The sequence below is a fragment of the Vibrio paucivorans genome, assembly GCF_054053395.1.
This window is the reverse complement of the sequence record NZ_CM133230.1, coordinates 1,715,402-1,731,286: the sequence shown is the minus strand read 5'-3', so window position 1 is coordinate 1,731,286 and position 15,885 is coordinate 1,715,402. Positions and strand designations below refer to the sequence as shown.

The window sequence follows — 15,885 nt, the reverse complement described above, 5'->3', positions numbered from 1 at the left end:
ATAGAAAAGGTGACTCGAAAGCCACCTTGATTCGAGTTGTTTGGTTTAGCCTTTGACCGCGCCTTGTGTCAGCCCTGAAACGATCTGCTTCTGGAACACGATGACGAGTAGGAACAGTGGCGCTGTGATTGAAACGGCAGCGGCAACGGCTTCTACTTGGTCTGTCATGGTGGTTTCACGGTTAAAGTATTGAGTGATAGCCGGAACCATGGTTTGTGATTGCGCATCAAGCAGCAATGAGGTCACAAGAAAATCGTTGTAGCCCAGTAGGAACGAGAATAGTCCTGCGGTGATGATTCCCGGCCAAGCGACAGGCAGTACTGCACGTCTAAATGCTTCAAAACGTGAGCAACCATCGACCATAGCGGCCTCGTCGAGATCTTGCGGGATGTTCTGGAAGAAAGAGCGTAGCATCCAAATCGTAAACGGCTGGTTGATGGCCACTAATACAACGATGATGGCAAAAGGCTTACCGTAAAGCGTCGGTGCCGATTCACTAAACAGGGTAAAGAACCAACCTGTTACCACACTTTCCCACAGTGGGGCGAAGATCTCACTAGAGTTAATAAACACCGGCAGATACCCAGTAACCAATACCGAGTGAGGCAGGGCACGTAATACTAGAGCGATAAGTAAAAGCCAAAACGCAAGATTAGAGTTGGTTCTCGAGAGTGCGTATCCAGCTAACGTACCGACAGTAAGCGAGATAAGTACTACACCCGCAGTGACAATCATTGAGTTGGTAAACTGATTGTAAAATGCGTTTTTAATCCAGACCGCCTCATAGTGTTGCCAAGTGAACCCAACAACAGGCTCGGCCAGTCCACCGATGAATGGGATGGCACCTAGAATGGATGAAATAATATTCAGTGCAGTGGGTATGATGACAAAGCTCGCTAGTGCAATGGCGACACCAAATACGATCGTAGCGAGTACTTTCCCAACCCACATCGGGTGTCGCCCTTTAAGGTGATACGATAATTGTTCACCAAAAAGAGAGGGTGCTTTGAAAACGTAATACGCAAACGTCGCCCAAAGCATAATGTCAATGGTAGACAAACCGCCAACTTCGTTTAGGGTTTCAAAGCCAAATAACACTTGGATCGGGTTATTGGCGAATGAATCGATGGGTAACTTGAACGACATCACCGCAATCCAAAGTAGTGGGAATGAAGCGACAATTACCCATAGCCCCAAAAGTGCGCCGGTCGTCAATCTTAAGCTTATCGGTTGACGGAAGGCTCTTGGTATTTCTGACATTTCCATAGTTAAATTCCTTAAAATTCTAGCCTAGCTACGTTTGTGATCTTGCCAAGTACGGCGTAGAACAGGGATAAGCAGCAATACAATGCCAACCATAGTGAGCATGGAGGAGGCGGATGCGCGTGATATTGAACGGTTACCTGTGTTATCAGGTGTAAGTAAGTCAAACGTGAGCCACTGAAGTGAAATAACGTGGGCTTCACTACTAAAGCCAATGACTTCTTCAAATACACGATAGGCGTCCATTAAGTGCATCATTGAGACAAAGATGATCAGTGGCATTAAGTGAGGGATGATGACCGAGCGCATTCGCTCCCAGCGTGAAGCGCCATCAACAATCGCGGCGTCGAGGGTATCTTGGTTGACGGTTTGCAAGCCTGCATAAAAGATGATGAAAGCAAACGGTGCAACGTGCCAAACACGGTAGAACATCATTAACACTTCAATCGTCCAAGATTGAGCGAACATTGAAAACTCGTAACCCAGTAAATGCTGCAAACCTGCCGTGAGTATGCCGTCCCCAACAAATAGCCAGCGGATCGAAAGAGCGCCAATCACGGGCGTAATGATAAAGGGTAGAAGGGAGACAAATATGATTGGCCCGCGCAGTGACTTGATGGTGTTGTGAACCGCCAGAGCAAGCGCTAAACCCACGCCAACTACCAGTGGCAAGGTGATCAGTGTAAAGGTGAGTGTAAAGCGAAGTGCTTTGTAAAAGTCTATTTTTAGGATGTCAGAAAAACCGCCACCGTCTTCTGAGAAAGCCTTAGACAGACGTTCAGGTTGAAGCATTTCTCGGTAGCTATCAAAGCCTACATAGTGGGTCTCTTTAATTGGCTTTCCATCGGCATCAAAGGTCGGGCGACTGGTGACTTCAGTGGTACATATCTGTTCCATAAAACCTGGGGAGCAGGTCTCAATCGTGACTTCTTCAAATACGGGTTGTGTCACGTGGGCACTTTGCCAAAGTACACTTATCAATGGTGTAGCGATGAAAACGACCATCATAAATAATGAAGGGCCAACAAAGGCAAGAAAAGTACTGCGGCGCATTGTTTTCTCCTAGTGAGAAGCGAATCAGCTGCATAGAGTGAGTCGGACTCTATACATTGAATGGAGTAACTCGAACAATTGGACTAGGGGGCTAAGTCCACCTAGTCCTTTAGGTTTCAGCGATCAGGTTTAAAGTAATCCTTGCTCTTTTGCTGACGCTAAGTATTTAGATTCAACCTCTGCCAACGTCGCAGACGCGCTAGTGCCGCCAACGAGGTAGTCAGAAATGGTTGTCCCTAACGCGGCTTGCATCATTCCCATGCTAGATGAGGCAGGGTAAGCCGGCGTACCCGACATCGCATTGGCGATTGCGCCTTGCGAGTATTTTCCAGGTTCAAACCCTTTGATTAGCCAGGTTGCTACGTCTTTATTGTCGTTTGCCATGTCGGGGGTAATGCTGGATAGCGCAACGCGAAAAGCGGCTTCAGCTTCTTCATCGCTGATGTTCGATGCGATAGTAAATCCGTCCCACCAAAGGGTAGATGCAGGCTTGCCTCCTTGTATGGCTGATGGGGCGGCGGCAAAGCCAACTTTTCCTGAGACTTGTGACTCTTTTTCATCATCGACTGCAGAAGCGCGGGAGCCCCACAAGTTCGCCATCGCAGATTTGTTCTGTTGGATCTGTTTTTGTACGTGGGTGGAGTCTGCGATTAAGTATTCAGGCTCCATGTATTCGGTCATGGCTTTGAGCATTTCAAGCGTTTTTATTCCTGCTTCATTATTAATGCTCGGCTGATTGTCACCTTCGAAAAACGAGCCGCCAAATCCAAGATACATGTTGGTGAACTCCATGCCTAAGTTCCAACCGGTTTGAAAGGTGCCGCTCAGTGGGTAACGCATAATCCCTGCTTCGCGAATTTTCTCCGCGGCTGCGAGAACTTCATCGTATGACGTTGGAGGCGCGATGTTCAGCTGCTCTAAGATGTCTTTACGGTAAACTAAGTGCTGCGAGTTGATCATCATAGCGATCGCCATGATTTGGCCGTCAACCTTGATGAGCTGATTGGGTTGAAGCTGTTGACCGTACTTCTCTACGAGATCATCGAGTGGTCGAATCGTCTGTTCATTTAACAGCGGTACGAGCGTTTCGGTAGCAACGCCTGCAATATGATATAGCGAAGGGTTTGTTGCGAGCGCAGCAGGTTGTTTAATCCTGAATTCATTATCCAGTTCAGCGCGCACTTTGCTGCATTTTTTCATCTCGTCGGTGACAATTTTCCATGCTTGAAAGCTGGCCGAGAGAGATTTGACTTCTATCTGAGATTTAAAATCACAGTTTGCGTAGGCGGCAGGGGCAATTAAGCTAAGCGCTAGCGCAATGGCGCTTAATTTCTTGTTCAACATTTTAATATCCTTTTATCGTTTGAACCTTTTTCTTTCGAATGACAGTCGCAGCTATATGCGCTGTCCGGTTTTCTTATCAAATAAATGGCAATGAGAAGTTTCAAGCTTGAAGCTAATAGGTTGGTCGATCTCAATACGGAAGTGCTTGTCGGCCTTCGCTGCAAATAGTGCCCCTCCTGCTTTAACCGATACCATGGTTGCATCACCAAGCAGTTCCATGCTGTAAACAGGGGCACTGACGGCGATTTGAGCTTCACTTTGCTGTAATTTACGTGCAGCTGCACCTAGCTCACTATCCGGTTTATACGCTGGAAGGCTGCCTAGCTGCTCATGTGCTGTGACAGTAGCATCTTCTGCGCGATAACCGAGTGTGACTTCCCCTGAAATGGTTGGATCGAGACCAGATATACAGATGTTTTCTGCTTCAAAGACTCCGTTTTTGATAGTTCCGTCGACCAGGTTCATCGCTGGTGAGCCAATGAAGCCAGCGACGAGCACGTTAGCTGGGTTATTGTAGATTTCTGTCGGTGTCCCCACTTGCTGAATTTCACCTGCATTCATGACCACTACACGATCGGCTAACGTCATCGCTTCAATTTGGTCATGGGTTACGTAGATAGTCGTGACTTTAAGTTCGTGTTGTAAGTGCTTCAACTGGGCGCGGGTAGAGACACGGAGTTTTGCATCAAGGTTTGATAGTGGTTCATCCATTAAGAAAACGGTTGGTTCACGTACTACGGCACGAGCAAGTGCGACACGTTGTCTTTGACCACCTGACAGCTCACGTGGGTAACGATCAAGCAGATCTCCAAGTTCGACCATTTCTGCTGCACGTTTGACTCGTTCGTCATGGGTCGTTGGGTCGACTTTACGAACTTTTAGTGGAAAACGGATGTTCTCGTAAATCGTGAGGTTTGGGTACAAGCCGTAGCTTTGGAACACCATCGCTACATCTCTGTCTTTAGGATCAAGCGAATTGACGATGCGATCACCGATGTGAATTTCACCGTCTGATGGGTCTTCTAACCCTGCAATCATTCTCATCGTTGTCGTTTTACCGCAACCTGAAGGCCCTAGGAAAACAACAAATTCCTGATCAGCTATATCGAGATTAACGTGCTGAACACCATAAACGTGTCCCCACTTTTTTGTGAGTCCTTTGAGTTGAATACGAGCCATTTTCTCCACCTAGTGATTAACAATTGAGCAACATGTGTGATGTAATTCTGCACAAGTTGGATACGAATGCAATGTATCTATGATGCGTAATTGTTAAATGTGAGATCTTTGACATTTCTATACGAAAGTTGGATTTCTAGGTTATAGTTGTTTGTTGGTGTTATTGGCTGCTATTGCTAATGAATTATGGGATTATATTCTAATTTAACGTTAATTATTGGTTGTAAATTTTAGTTTTGATTTTTGGCAAAGAAAGTGTAAATGAATGTCTGAGTTTACATTTGTTTTACATGTGTGGGATATTTGCAATTGAATTATGTTTGGATATGTATGCAAAGTGGACCGTTTGGTGGCTGAATAGAGCTCGAAATAATAAAGGAGAAGAGTGATGACCATAGAAAGCGCTAAGAAAATAATAGAAGGTTTGTGGCAAGACTTATTAAAGCCAAATTCTCATCACGGGATGCGAGATATGTCCCCGTACGCAGAAGATATTGAGTTCTATGGTCCAGCTCCGATTGGACGGCTAACTGGACGAGTGAGTCTGTTTGAAGAGGTTTACACACCATTAATCAAAACATTCCCTAATGTTCAGCGTAAACCCTACCTATTCTTAGGCGGTGAGTTTGAAGGGGGGACTTGGGTTGTCTCTGCAGGAGAGTATATTGGTGTAATGCAGCAGCCATACTTAGGTATTCCGACGACAGACAACGAAGTCAAACTTCGATTTGGTGAGTTCTATAAAATCGAAGGCGATACAATTGTCGAAATTCGTTGCCTATTTGACATCTTAGGTTTGGCTGCTCAAGCAGGCTATCCACTTATACCACCATTTGACGGTCGTTCGGAAACGCCACCAGGGCCAGCGCTAGATAACGGTTTATGCTTAACATCGCAAGATCCTGATGAGTCGAGACTGACACTCGATATTGTTGAAGGCATGTTGGGAGGTTGCAACCGATTAAAAGGTAGCGATCTAAAGAGCATGGGGATGAGTGATTTTTGGCATGAAGACATGGTTTGGCACGGGCCATGGGGTGTCGGTTCTTGCTATGGATTTCAGGAGTTTCAAGACTTTGCTCAAGGGCCTTCTGTTGCGAGTTTTCCCGGCCGAACGGGCGGTTACCACCGAGCCCGAATTGCCGAAGGTAAGACGGCGGCATTTACTGGATGGCCTAGCTTGAAGGGTAATTTCAGTGGTAAGCCATTTCGTGGTTTTGAGCCAACGGGCAAAGATATTGGTATGAATATCATGGACTTTTATGTTCGTCGTGACGATAAGTTACATGAAAACTGGGTGCTCATCGACTTGATAGAATTTGGTCAGCAATGCGGTATTAATTTACTTGATAAGCTACCCACACAGGAAGCCGAGACAGCTTAGTTAAACAGGTACTGTGTAGAGGGGGAGATGCGCCGAAGTCGACTCATCTTTGCGCTTTAACTCGCATGTTGGAGCGTGCATAGAAATCTCATCAATGAGTAAGTTCAGAAGTTCCGTACTGCCATCTAGTGATTAGATGGCAGATATTTTTCGAGCAGATCACGCATTTGGACAGTGGTTAAGATGCTGTGTTTTCCAAGCGAGTGATCGAATGCGCTGTAGAGCATAGCTGTTGCCACATCTGTCGCATCAATTGGAATGAGGTTACGCAGTTTACCTATCATCAATGGGCGAATCGCTTTCATGATAACTTGTAATGCGAGCTCGTCGTTGCGGGGCTCATCTCTGATCCCACGCAGGGGACCGGGTCTGACGAAGACGGTATTTTCAAAACCCAAACGGGATATTGCATGTTCCATCTTCCCTTTGCACTTCAAATAGTGTGAAAGCGACTGAACCGATGCTCCATAGCTGGAAACGACGACAATCTTTTTTACACCAAGCACTTTCATAGATTGAGCGACATCGCATACAAGCTCATAGTCGATCTTCTCTAAAGCGGCTTTCGAACCCGCTTTTTTCTTTGTTGTTCCCAAGCAAATAAAGCCGATTTCAGGAATAGGCTGCTCTTCATTCCATTCCAGTACGCGTAATTGATCATCTTGAATTGCTTCGAGCTTTGGATGAAAGAAAGGGAGAGGCTGGCGTACAAGTGCATACACCTTTGAAATAGGGTCATTCTCGAGCAATAGTTTTGTTAGCTCAGAACCGACAAGGCCGCTGCCTCCGGCAATGATTACCGTAGAGTTGTCACCAATAATGCTCATTCAAATGCCTTTTTAATCGCCAGAATTTGAAGATAGCTCAAATCTAACCAAAGTTTCTGTGATTTAGGATAAATGTTGTTTAGGAAATTCATTTTAGCCGTTGCTTACTGCCACAACGAACTACAGAAACGCAATGACCTCGCGATGCGAGGTCATTTGGCTGGTTTAAATGTCTAGGGTCTGTTGATCTTTCGTGGTTAAATTTTGTTCGAGATAAAATCGTTTTAGGCGAGGCGAAGACTGTGTAGCCTAGTCATTCTAAGCAAAGAGTCTTTAAGAAAGCATAAAACGATTTTAGCCGAACCCTTTGGGCAGCCTTTGTGGTTCATTTCTACTGCGTTATCGGCTTCTCATGTAGGCTAGCTACACATCAAAGCCTCTGCCTTGTATAAATCTCCCACAAAGTGCTGCAAAAATCAGCTCGAAAGAGCAATAGACCCTAAGCTATGTGAGTGAAAGAGGGACTTTTTTCTGACTTTTGTTTGTTGATTGTTTAGTGCGTTTTGTACTTTTCGCTCTTTGATTAGCAAACATCGTGACTCCTTATCTCATCAAGAGACGTTACCGACATAGAAAGCGTCTAATGGTGAATCTAAACAAGCATCTTCTATGCCGTTTACAAGAAAGGTTTGAGAATGAATGAGTTATGATGGTATCTAAAACCTTAGTTGATAAATTTCATATTAGCCAAGTTATTTTGACACTCAGAATGACAAGCCAGGTGAGAACATAAACGAAATTCAGTGTGTTGAGCCTTGTTGTTCCTCTAGAGAACATCTTGGTTTCGAGTTAGACTCAAACTATTCATAGAATAAGGAAGCACTATGAATCATCGGCTTATGTTGGTGAATAACGCCATAGTGTAGTGGCATAGTTTAGTGACATAGTGCTTTGGCTCCATTTCTTACCGCATAAGTTAAATAGCATGTTAGATACCATTCACTCTGAAGTGATTCAGCACCGTATTGATCAAAAAACCAAGCCAATAGGCGCGTTGGGCCAACTAGAGAAGCTTGCTCATCATCTAGCACTTATCCAAAGTCAGGGTAAACGTGATGCTGTCACAAATATTAGCCTGACGAAACCAACGATTCTGGTGTTTGCTGGAGATCATGGTATCGCTGAAGAAGGCGTGAGTATCGCGCCAAGCGCTGTCACTCAACAAATGGTTTATAACTTCCTTGCTGGTGGCGCGGCGATCAACTGTTTCTGTCGTAGTAACGATGTTGATATGTGGGTGGTTGATACTGGCATATTGTCACCAATACAAACAGATTCTTCTCGGCTAATTGAACAAAGGCTGGGGGAAGGAACCAGTAACTTTGCTCATCAATCAGCAATGTCACCAGAGACAGTACAGCGTGGCTTACAGCTTGGACAATCGGTCGCAGAACGTGTTATCGATTCTGGCTCAAACATTCTCATGTTTGGTGAAATGGGCATCGGCAACACGAGTAGTGCGTCAGCAATCATTTGTTCGTTAGATGATATTAAGCCACAAGATGCGGTCGGCTTAGGTACGGGAATTAATCCACAGCAGTTAGCCAAAAAGGTCGACGTGGTTGCGAAAGGGGGTGAGCGACGTAAATCAGCAACGCCACAGCAAGTACTGGCTGAAGTGGGAGGATTCGAGATCGTTCAGATGGTCGGTGCGTTCTTAGCGGCGGGCAAAAGACAAACCCCTGTGTTGGTGGATGGATTTATCGTCAGTGTGGCAGCTTATGTCGCAACGTTGATTGATCCTCAATGTCGCGATTACATGATTTTTGCTCATAAGTCTGAAGAAGCCGCGCATCAATTTGTTTTGAACAAGCTGGACGCTCAGCCGTTACTCGATTTGGGATTAAGACTAGGCGAGGGAACAGGTGCTGTACTGGCCATGCCGTTACTTCGTGCTGCCGCCGAGTTTTACAACACCATGGCAAGTTTTGAAGATGCTGGAGTCACCGTCTAATGGTGCGTGCAATTCGGTATCAAGTCGAACTATTTTGGTTAGCGCTTGGCTTTTTCTCGCGTATTCCTATTCCAAAATCGACACCATACGATGAAGAACGCATGAATCGAAGTGGCCGCTATTTTGCTCTAGTGGGCGCGTTACTTGGTGGGCTATGTGCCGCCGTGTTCAGCTTAATGTCGTTATTTTTGCCCATGACCATCGCCATTCTGATAACGATGGTTTTTAGCTTGCTGCTTACCGGTGCATTTCATGAAGATGGCCTTACCGATATGGCGGACGGAATCGGTGGCGGCATGACCCCAGAGCGCCGTCTATCAATAATGAAAGACAGCCGCATTGGTACTTATGGTGCAGCAACACTTATCATGGCGTTGTTAGCGAAGTTTATTCTGTTGGTTAAACTGCATTCCTTAGCTCCGCTCGTATTGGTTCTTATCACCGCTTACACCTTAAGCCGTGCCGTTGCTGCTTCTTTGATTTTCGATATGCCTTATGTAAGCGATCTGGACACCAGTAAAAGCAAGCCACTTGCCAACAGGCAAAGTAAAGGAGAACTCATTTTCCTGATCGTGACAGGCTGCTTGTCGCTAATATGGTTACCAGCCTTTGCGGGTCTAATTGTTCTGGTGGTACTGACTGTGTTTCGCTTTGGCTTTAAGCGTTGGTTGATGGCGCGTATTGGAGGCTTTACTGGGGATTGTTTAGGCGCAGCTCAGCAGCTAAGTGAGTTACTTATCTACCTTGTTTTGCTGGCATTATTCTTTAATTACTACATCTAAGTGGTCAGTACACCAGATTGAACAAATAAAAGGACCTCACATGACCATTCAATTAGTGCTTGGTGGTGCTCGCTCTGGCAAATCAAGCCATGCAGAGCAAAGTGCGACGTCACTAGCGAACAAGAAAAGCGGACGCCTGCATTATGTTGCGACAGCCCAGCCATTTGATGAAGAAATGCGGTCTCGAATCGAACATCATAAGCAGAGTCGAGGTACTGGCTGGATAGAGCATGAATGTCCGACAGAGCTTGCGAACCTAATTGCTACTTTTGAAAAAGACGATGTGGTGTTGATTGACTGCCTAACGCTTTGGCTCAATAACATCATTTTTGCCAGCAGAACTTCAACGCCAAGCGATGAAGACATTAAGTCTCAGGTAAACGGCCTAGTGACTTCCCTTGAATCATCGGACGCTAGCATACTGTTAGTGTCTAATGAAGTCGGGCTGGGAGTGGTTCCTATGGGGGAAGTGTCACGCTTGTTTGTTGATCATGCTGGTTGGATGAACCAAGCGCTCGCAAGAGCGGCGCACAAAGTGGAATTTGTTGCGGCTGGCTTGCCTCTGGTGATGAAGGGTGACAAATGAAGCCAATCAACATCTATTTATTAAGACACGGAAAAACGCTAGGTGAACCCGCACTTAATGGCCGCACCGATGTATGTGTAGACCCTGATGTGCAAGCCAATATTGCTAAGGCGTGGCTTGAACTAGGATTACCATGCCATCACATCATCTCGTCTCCCTTGAAGCGTTGCCGCGAATTGGCTGAGCTTATTGGTCAGCAAGACTCTTCTCAGCGAGTTTCGATTAACGAACAATTTCAAGAGATGGACTTTGGCGAGTTTGATGATGTGAGCTTTAGCAAGCTTGAAGATCGCTGGGAAGAACTCGAGCAGTTTTGGCAAAATCCAGCTGGCTGTTCATTTAAGGGGAGTGAGTCATTAGCGAGCTTCAACCAACGCGTTTCACGGGCGTGGCAGGCTCTAATCGAGAATCAGGAGTCGGACTGTTTAGTGATTGCTCATGGTGGAACGATCAGAATGATTTTGGCTCATATACTCAATCTAGATTGGAAAAACCCTCGATTATATTCGACATTAAATATTAGAAACCAATCAGTTACCCATATTCAGATTATAAAATCTGAGCAGGTTCACCCGCGTATTCAATCGATCGGAGAACTGCTCAATTTACAAAAGGACGCGCTATGACAACGCCAAGTTGGAACCTTACTATTGCCTACAGCGGTTTGAACGACCCAAAGATTTCACAAGACATTGCGCTTATTGAGCAGTGCATTGAAGTACTCAACCTGCATGTTGATAAACGCCAAACAGTACTGGCAATGCAAAATGCGATTCAGACTTCGGAAGCAGCAGGGACACTGCTAGCGACCATCAATACTTTTGCAACGTGTCATGCTTCAGTAAACGCAACTGACGAAGCCGCCAAAGCGATGGTGGGTAAAATTGCTAAGCTAAACTCTCTGCTTGCTCAAGCTTTCACCCCATACGAGAACGTATTGGCTCACGCCGAAGAAAGCTTTATTGCAGACGTGCTAGACCATGACAGCGGTGATGTTGCAGGGCAAGGCTTTCAATTGGCCTGTTTAAGGAAAGAAGCTGAGACCCAGTTGTCTATTGAAGAAGAGCAATTGCTCTCTGCCATGCAGGTAGATGGCCGTGATGCTTGGGGTAGGTTATACGATAACTTGACGGGTTCACTGCAAGTGACGCTCGAACATGACGACGGCAGCACTGAAACGATGGGTTTTTCCCAAGCAGCAAGTCTTCTTTATGGCGCTGATTTCGATAAACAAAAGCCAGCTTGGAAAGCGATTCAAAAGGCGATGGAGACTCATCAAGAAAGCTTTGCCGCGATTCTTAATGCGCTATCGGGCTGGCGTCATTCCGAATATCAAAAGCGATCATCAGTGAAAAACGTTCACTTTATGGAGCCAAGTTTACATCAAAGCCGGATCTCCAGTGAGACCTTGGACGCCATGATGTCGGTGGCCAAAGAAAATCGCTCAACTGGCCAAAAAGCAGGCAGCCTGATGGCGAAAGTTCATGGTCAAAAGACGATGTCACCATGGAATCATATGGCTGCGATGCCAGTTTTAGGTAGTGCTGAAGCCAAGGTGTATTCGTTCGAAGAGGCGATAGACGTTATTAGAACGGCATTTGCTGAGGTCAGCCCTGAGATGGCGGATTTTGTCGACTTGATGGTTGAAAATGGTTGGATTGATGCTGCCCCAAGTGACAACCGTCGACTCGGCGCTTACTGTACGAAATTCGCTGCGACGCGTTCACCACTAGTGTTTATGACATGGGGAGGAAGCCGCTCAGACTTGATGACTCTAGCTCATGAGCTTGGCCATGCTTTCCATAACTGGATCATGCGGGATATGCCGCTTTGTCAAACTCGCTATCCGATGACGCTAGCTGAAACGGCTTCTATCTTTGCAGAGAATATTGTGCGTGATAGCTTGCTTAAACAGGCACAAAGCCGCGAAGAGAAATTAGAAATGCTGTGGGAAGAGCTTTCGACGTGTTACGCGTTGATGGTGAATATTCCGGTTCGCTTTGAGTTCGAAAAGGCATTTTATAAACGTAGAATTGAAGGTGAGCAAACAGCAGAGCAGCTATGCGAACTAATGAGTGCTCATTGGAGAGAATGGTATGGCGATTCAATGGAAGAAGCCGATCGCTACTTCTGGGCAAGCAAACTGCACTTTAGTATTTCGGAAGTGAGTTTCTACAACTATCCGTATCTATTCGGCTACTTGTTCAGCAAAGGAGTCTATGCACAACGCGATAGTAAAGGCGACAGTTTTTACAAAGATTACGTTGCACTGCTGCGTGATACAGGGAGCATGATGGCAGAGGAAGTGGTTGAAAAGCATCTGGGTATGGACTTAACCCAAGCGGATTTCTGGCAGCAAAGCATTGATATGGTCAAAGAGAAAATAGATCAGTTCGAATCCCTTCTAGATCAAAAGTAACACCCTACAAAATATGGTAAAATCCCTTTAAATTATTACCTTATAGAAAAAGTTATCACCGAGCAGCAATGCTCGGTTTGTTTTTTGTTCAGTGGCGTATTCATGGCAATGATTTTTGCGATTCCTGTCAATAAGTGGGATCGCAGCTACATAAATTGCCAGTACAATTCATTAACATACCGCTGTGCAATAAAGGAGTAGCGCATGACGAAATCTCTCTTTCGCCAATCTTTTGTTTTAGACAGCTTAGATTTACAATTAGATATGCCAGCGGGTGAGTTAGCCCTCCCTAGTGGCCTATCATTGAAGGTACACCAACGTGGTGTACTTGAAATTATTCCGGCTCAGCAGTCCGATGAAAGCAAAAACATCATCATTTCATGTGGGATCCACGGTGATGAAACCGCTCCAATGGAGTTGGTCGATAAAATCGTCGACGACGTTTTATCCGGTTTTCAAACCATTGAGCATCGCTGCTTATTTATCATCGCTCACCCAGAAGCGACCAATCAACATACGCGTTTTATCGAAGAGAACCTAAATCGTTTGTTCGACGATAAAGCCAGAGAGTCCAATAAAGAAGTCGCTATTGCTGACACCCTAAAGTTGTTGGTTACTGACTTCTACCAAGGCACGAGCGAAGAGAGCCGTTGGCACTTAGACCTTCACTGTGCGATTCGATTATCAAAGCATTATTCGTTTGCGGTTAGCCCTAAAACCCGTCATCCAGTTCGCAGTAAAGAGCTGTTTGAATTTATTGAAAGTGGCCACGTTGAAGCGGTGTTGTTATCTAACGCGCCATCAAGCACTTTCAGCTGGTATAGTGCTGAAAACTTTGCCGCGCAGGCTCTGACAATGGAACTTGGCCGTGTAGCACGCATTGGTGAAAATGAACTCGATAAGCTAGTCGCATTTGACCTGTCCTTACGTGATCTTATCGGTGACACCAAAGCGGAACACTTGCCGAAAAAAGCAATCATGTACCGAGTAAGCAGAACGGTTGTGCGCTTACACGAAGATTTCGATTTCTTATTCTCTGATGACGTAGAGAACTTCACGGTATTTAAGCATGGTGAAGTTTTTGGCCACGATGGTGATAAACCGCTTATGGCGAAAAATGAAGACGAAGCCATTGTGTTCCCGAATCGCCATGTTGAGATAGGGCAGCGAGCTGCTTTGATGGTCTGTGAAGTTGCGATTCGCTACGAAGATGGGCAAGTTGTCTACGATTAGTCTCAACTGAGTGGTTTTTAATAGCTTATTTAATGGCTTAACGTTATGGTTAAGCCATTATTGTATCTGGCGCTTGTGTACGGCACAGATTGGTTGAACCATCGACTATATTGGATCATGGATTTTTCTCAGCTTCTTCACCAAAAGCATCAGCGCTGGATGCGCTACGCATTCATCCTTCTATTCGCACTCTTTGTCACCAGTGCGGCTTACCTTATGGTTGGTGAGCTATTCATTTCTCCATTTGGTGATCTTAGCCAACTCGAGTTACAGCTTCTCTCCCAATTGCGTCTACCAAGATTATTAGCCGCAATTGCTATTGGTGCCTCGTTAGCGGTATCCGGCGCTGTACTGCAAGTGCTGTTGGGCAACGTACTTGCCGAGCCGGGTGTGCTGGGTATTTCTGGCGGTGCCAGCTTAGGTATGGTCATAGTGCTGTTCATGTTCCCTGCATTGGCATCGCCTCAAGCATTTATGCTGGCAGCGGTGTTGGGCGCGCTGTTGTTTACCTTGATACTGGTTGGCATGGCTCGGGCGATGAAGTTAACAACCGCAAGGCTATTACTTGTTGGCGTTGCGTTGGGCATTATGTCTGGTGCGGTAGTGACTTGGGCTTTTTACTTCAGCGATGACCTTAGCCTACGTCAATTGATGTATTGGCTAATGGGCAGCATCGGTGGGTTAAGCTGGTACCAACACCTAGTGACTATTGTGATGCTACCTGTGGTGGTGTGGCTATGTTTTCAAGGGGCAGCGCTCGATAAACTCATGATGGGAGAGACTCACGCGAAGCAGCTGGGTGTCGATGTTGATGCCATTCGCTGGAAGTTAATTGTCGCTGTCTCAGTTTTAGTAGGTGGCGCTGTGGCGTTGGGTGGTGTGATTGGTTTTGTGGGGCTGGTGGTTCCGCATTTACTTCGGTTAGCGTTTGGAACCGAGAATAAATACCTATTGCCAATTTCTGCTGTAAGCGGGGCGTTGTTAATTGTCTTTGCCGATATTATTGCTCGGCTTGCGCTGGACTCGGCAGAGCTACCACTTGGGGTTGTCACCACCACGATTGGTGCCCCTATCTTTATCTGGATGTTAGTGAAGAATCATGATTCGCGTTAATTCACTCAATGTTGGCTCGCGGTTACTGCCTCTTTCGTTTCAATGTGAGGCGGGGCAGGTGATGCACATCATAGGCCCTAACGGTAGCGGGAAAAGCACGCTATTAAATGCACTGTCCGGTGTTCAGGGTTTTTTAGGTGATGTGAGTCTTGATGAGTTAGACGTCGCCAAAACCCCACTCGCAACACTAGCACTTCATCGTTCTTACTTAAGCCAAAGCGATAGGCCTGCGTTTAGTATTGAAGTATTTCAGTATTTGGCTCTGTCTATTCCGAGTTGTTGCTCCATTGAAGATGCCAAAGCTCAATGCGTGATCCAACAACTAACCGAGCTGTTAGAAATTGAAGATAAGCTGCATCGTTCAATCCATCATTTGTCTGGCGGAGAGTGGCAGAGAGTCAGACTCGCGGCGATCTGCTTGCAGGTCTGGCCGACGATTAACCCTTACGCGAAAGTATTATTGCTAGATGAGCCAGGCGCTCCTTTGGATATTGGGCAGGAAACGTTGCTTTATAAGTTGATTGATGAGGTCGCGAGATTAGGGCTCTGTGTGATTATGGCAAACCACGATCTGAATCGAACCTTGCGCCATGCCGACACTGCGATGCTGCTTAATGATGGGGTGTTACAAAAGGTGGGGCCTGTCAACGACGTGCTGACCCCAACGCTGCTTTCTGAAGTGTATCGAACAGAAGTGCAAAAAGTAGAGTTTAATGGCAAGCCATATCTGATATTTGAGTAAGTTGGT

General features: G+C 45.9%; 14 protein-coding genes. 9 read left to right on the top strand and 5 right to left on the bottom strand.

Features of this window, described 5'->3' with window-relative positions; all coding sequences use genetic code 11:
- Window positions 1-45: 45 nt before the first annotated feature.
- The 4 genes from ACXABW_RS08000 to ACXABW_RS07985 all read right to left on the bottom strand — a co-directional run bounded on the left by ACXABW_RS08000 (window position 46) and on the right by ACXABW_RS07985 (window position 4,839).
- Complete coding sequence (locus ACXABW_RS08000) at window positions 46-1,266, bottom strand: carbohydrate ABC transporter permease (protein ID WP_457522048.1); 1,221 nt, start codon at window positions 1,264-1,266, stop codon at window positions 46-48.
- Window positions 1,267-1,290: 24 nt separating this feature from the next.
- Window positions 1,291-2,316, bottom strand: coding sequence for a carbohydrate ABC transporter permease (locus tag ACXABW_RS07995; RefSeq protein WP_457522046.1), 1,026 nt, complete (start codon window positions 2,314-2,316; stop codon window positions 1,291-1,293).
- A gap of 129 nt (window positions 2,317-2,445) precedes the next feature.
- Complete coding sequence (locus tag ACXABW_RS07990; protein WP_457522044.1) at window positions 2,446-3,660, bottom strand: ABC transporter substrate-binding protein; 1,215 nt, start codon at window positions 3,658-3,660, stop codon at window positions 2,446-2,448.
- Between the two features lie 51 nt (window positions 3,661-3,711).
- Window positions 3,712-4,839 (bottom strand): ABC transporter ATP-binding protein, encoded by a 1,128-nt coding sequence (locus ACXABW_RS07985; RefSeq protein WP_457522042.1) that lies wholly within the window; start codon window positions 4,837-4,839, stop codon window positions 3,712-3,714.
- A gap of 388 nt (window positions 4,840-5,227) precedes the next feature.
- On the opposite strand from ACXABW_RS07985, the gene ACXABW_RS07980 reads away from it, so the two are divergent.
- Window positions 5,228-6,223 (top strand): ester cyclase, encoded by a 996-nt coding sequence (locus ACXABW_RS07980; RefSeq protein WP_457522040.1) that lies wholly within the window; start codon window positions 5,228-5,230, stop codon window positions 6,221-6,223.
- Window positions 6,224-6,348: 125 nt separating this feature from the next.
- On the opposite strand, the gene ACXABW_RS07975 is transcribed toward ACXABW_RS07980, so the two are convergent.
- Window positions 6,349-7,050 carry an NAD(P)H-binding protein gene (locus ACXABW_RS07975; protein ID WP_457522039.1) on the bottom strand — a complete coding sequence of 234 codons (702 nt, stop codon included), beginning with the start codon at window positions 7,048-7,050 and terminating at the stop codon, window positions 6,349-6,351.
- Between the two features lie 925 nt (window positions 7,051-7,975).
- Here ACXABW_RS07975 and cobT point away from each other — a divergent pair.
- The 8 genes from cobT (at window position 7,976) to btuD (ending at window position 15,879) form a co-directional block, all read left to right on the top strand.
- Complete coding sequence (gene cobT / locus ACXABW_RS07970) at window positions 7,976-9,004, top strand: nicotinate-nucleotide--dimethylbenzimidazole phosphoribosyltransferase (protein WP_457522038.1); 1,029 nt, start codon at window positions 7,976-7,978, stop codon at window positions 9,002-9,004.
- On the top strand, window positions 9,004-9,786 hold the full coding sequence (locus tag ACXABW_RS07965) for an adenosylcobinamide-GDP ribazoletransferase (RefSeq protein WP_457522036.1): 783 nt from the start codon (window positions 9,004-9,006) through the stop codon (window positions 9,784-9,786). The genes cobT and ACXABW_RS07965 overlap by 1 nt, the downstream gene beginning before the upstream one ends.
- Before the next feature lie 40 nt (window positions 9,787-9,826).
- Window positions 9,827-10,372, top strand: coding sequence for a bifunctional adenosylcobinamide kinase/adenosylcobinamide-phosphate guanylyltransferase (cobU, locus tag ACXABW_RS07960; protein WP_457522034.1), 546 nt, complete (start codon window positions 9,827-9,829; stop codon window positions 10,370-10,372).
- The gene (locus tag ACXABW_RS07955; RefSeq protein ID WP_457522033.1) at window positions 10,369-10,998 is read left to right on the top strand and encodes a histidine phosphatase family protein; all 630 of its coding nucleotides are present in this window, start codon (window positions 10,369-10,371) and stop codon (window positions 10,996-10,998) included. Before cobU ends, ACXABW_RS07955 begins: the two co-directional genes overlap by 4 nt.
- On the top strand, window positions 10,995-12,791 hold the full coding sequence (locus ACXABW_RS07950) for a M3 family oligoendopeptidase (protein ID WP_457522031.1): 1,797 nt from the start codon (window positions 10,995-10,997) through the stop codon (window positions 12,789-12,791). Before ACXABW_RS07955 ends, ACXABW_RS07950 begins: the two co-directional genes overlap by 4 nt.
- 204 nt (window positions 12,792-12,995) lie before the next feature.
- Window positions 12,996-14,024: a succinylglutamate desuccinylase gene (locus tag ACXABW_RS07945; RefSeq protein WP_457522029.1), complete on the top strand. Its 1,029-nt coding sequence runs from the start codon at window positions 12,996-12,998 to the stop codon at window positions 14,022-14,024.
- 117 nt (window positions 14,025-14,141) lie between these two features.
- Window positions 14,142-15,137, top strand: coding sequence for a vitamin B12 ABC transporter permease BtuC (gene btuC / locus ACXABW_RS07940; protein WP_457524979.1), 996 nt, complete (start codon window positions 14,142-14,144; stop codon window positions 15,135-15,137).
- Window positions 15,124-15,879 (top strand): vitamin B12 ABC transporter ATP-binding protein BtuD, encoded by a 756-nt coding sequence (gene btuD, locus ACXABW_RS07935; protein ID WP_457522027.1) that lies wholly within the window; start codon window positions 15,124-15,126, stop codon window positions 15,877-15,879. The genes btuC and btuD overlap by 14 nt, the downstream gene beginning before the upstream one ends.
- Window positions 15,880-15,885 lie beyond the last annotated feature (6 nt).

What these genes read in the sequence shown, in the direction of transcription:
- btuD (WP_457522027.1), top strand. Translation starts at nt 15,124, where the DNA reads ATGATTCGCGTTAATTCACTCAATGTTGGCTCGCGGTTACTGCCTCTT.
- ACXABW_RS07965 (WP_457522036.1), top strand. Translation starts at nt 9,004, where the DNA reads ATGGTGCGTGCAATTCGGTATCAAGTCGAACTATTTTGGTTAGCGCTT.
- ACXABW_RS07980 (WP_457522040.1), top strand. Translation starts at nt 5,228, where the DNA reads ATGACCATAGAAAGCGCTAAGAAAATAATAGAAGGTTTGTGGCAAGAC.
- ACXABW_RS07955 (WP_457522033.1), top strand. Translation starts at nt 10,369, where the DNA reads ATGAAGCCAATCAACATCTATTTATTAAGACACGGAAAAACGCTAGGT.
- ACXABW_RS07985 (WP_457522042.1), bottom strand. Translation starts at nt 4,839, where the DNA reads ATGGCTCGTATTCAACTCAAAGGACTCACAAAAAAGTGGGGACACGTT.
- ACXABW_RS07995 (WP_457522046.1), bottom strand. Translation starts at nt 2,316, where the DNA reads ATGCGCCGCAGTACTTTTCTTGCCTTTGTTGGCCCTTCATTATTTATG.
- ACXABW_RS08000 (WP_457522048.1), bottom strand. Translation starts at nt 1,266, where the DNA reads ATGGAAATGTCAGAAATACCAAGAGCCTTCCGTCAACCGATAAGCTTA.
- ACXABW_RS07945 (WP_457522029.1), top strand. Translation starts at nt 12,996, where the DNA reads ATGACGAAATCTCTCTTTCGCCAATCTTTTGTTTTAGACAGCTTAGAT.
- btuC (WP_457524979.1), top strand. Translation starts at nt 14,142, where the DNA reads ATGGATTTTTCTCAGCTTCTTCACCAAAAGCATCAGCGCTGGATGCGC.
- ACXABW_RS07990 (WP_457522044.1), bottom strand. Translation starts at nt 3,660, where the DNA reads ATGTTGAACAAGAAATTAAGCGCCATTGCGCTAGCGCTTAGCTTAATT.
- cobT (WP_457522038.1), top strand. Translation starts at nt 7,976, where the DNA reads ATGTTAGATACCATTCACTCTGAAGTGATTCAGCACCGTATTGATCAA.
- cobU (WP_457522034.1), top strand. Translation starts at nt 9,827, where the DNA reads ATGACCATTCAATTAGTGCTTGGTGGTGCTCGCTCTGGCAAATCAAGC.
- ACXABW_RS07975 (WP_457522039.1), bottom strand. Translation starts at nt 7,050, where the DNA reads ATGAGCATTATTGGTGACAACTCTACGGTAATCATTGCCGGAGGCAGC.
- ACXABW_RS07950 (WP_457522031.1), top strand. Translation starts at nt 10,995, where the DNA reads ATGACAACGCCAAGTTGGAACCTTACTATTGCCTACAGCGGTTTGAAC.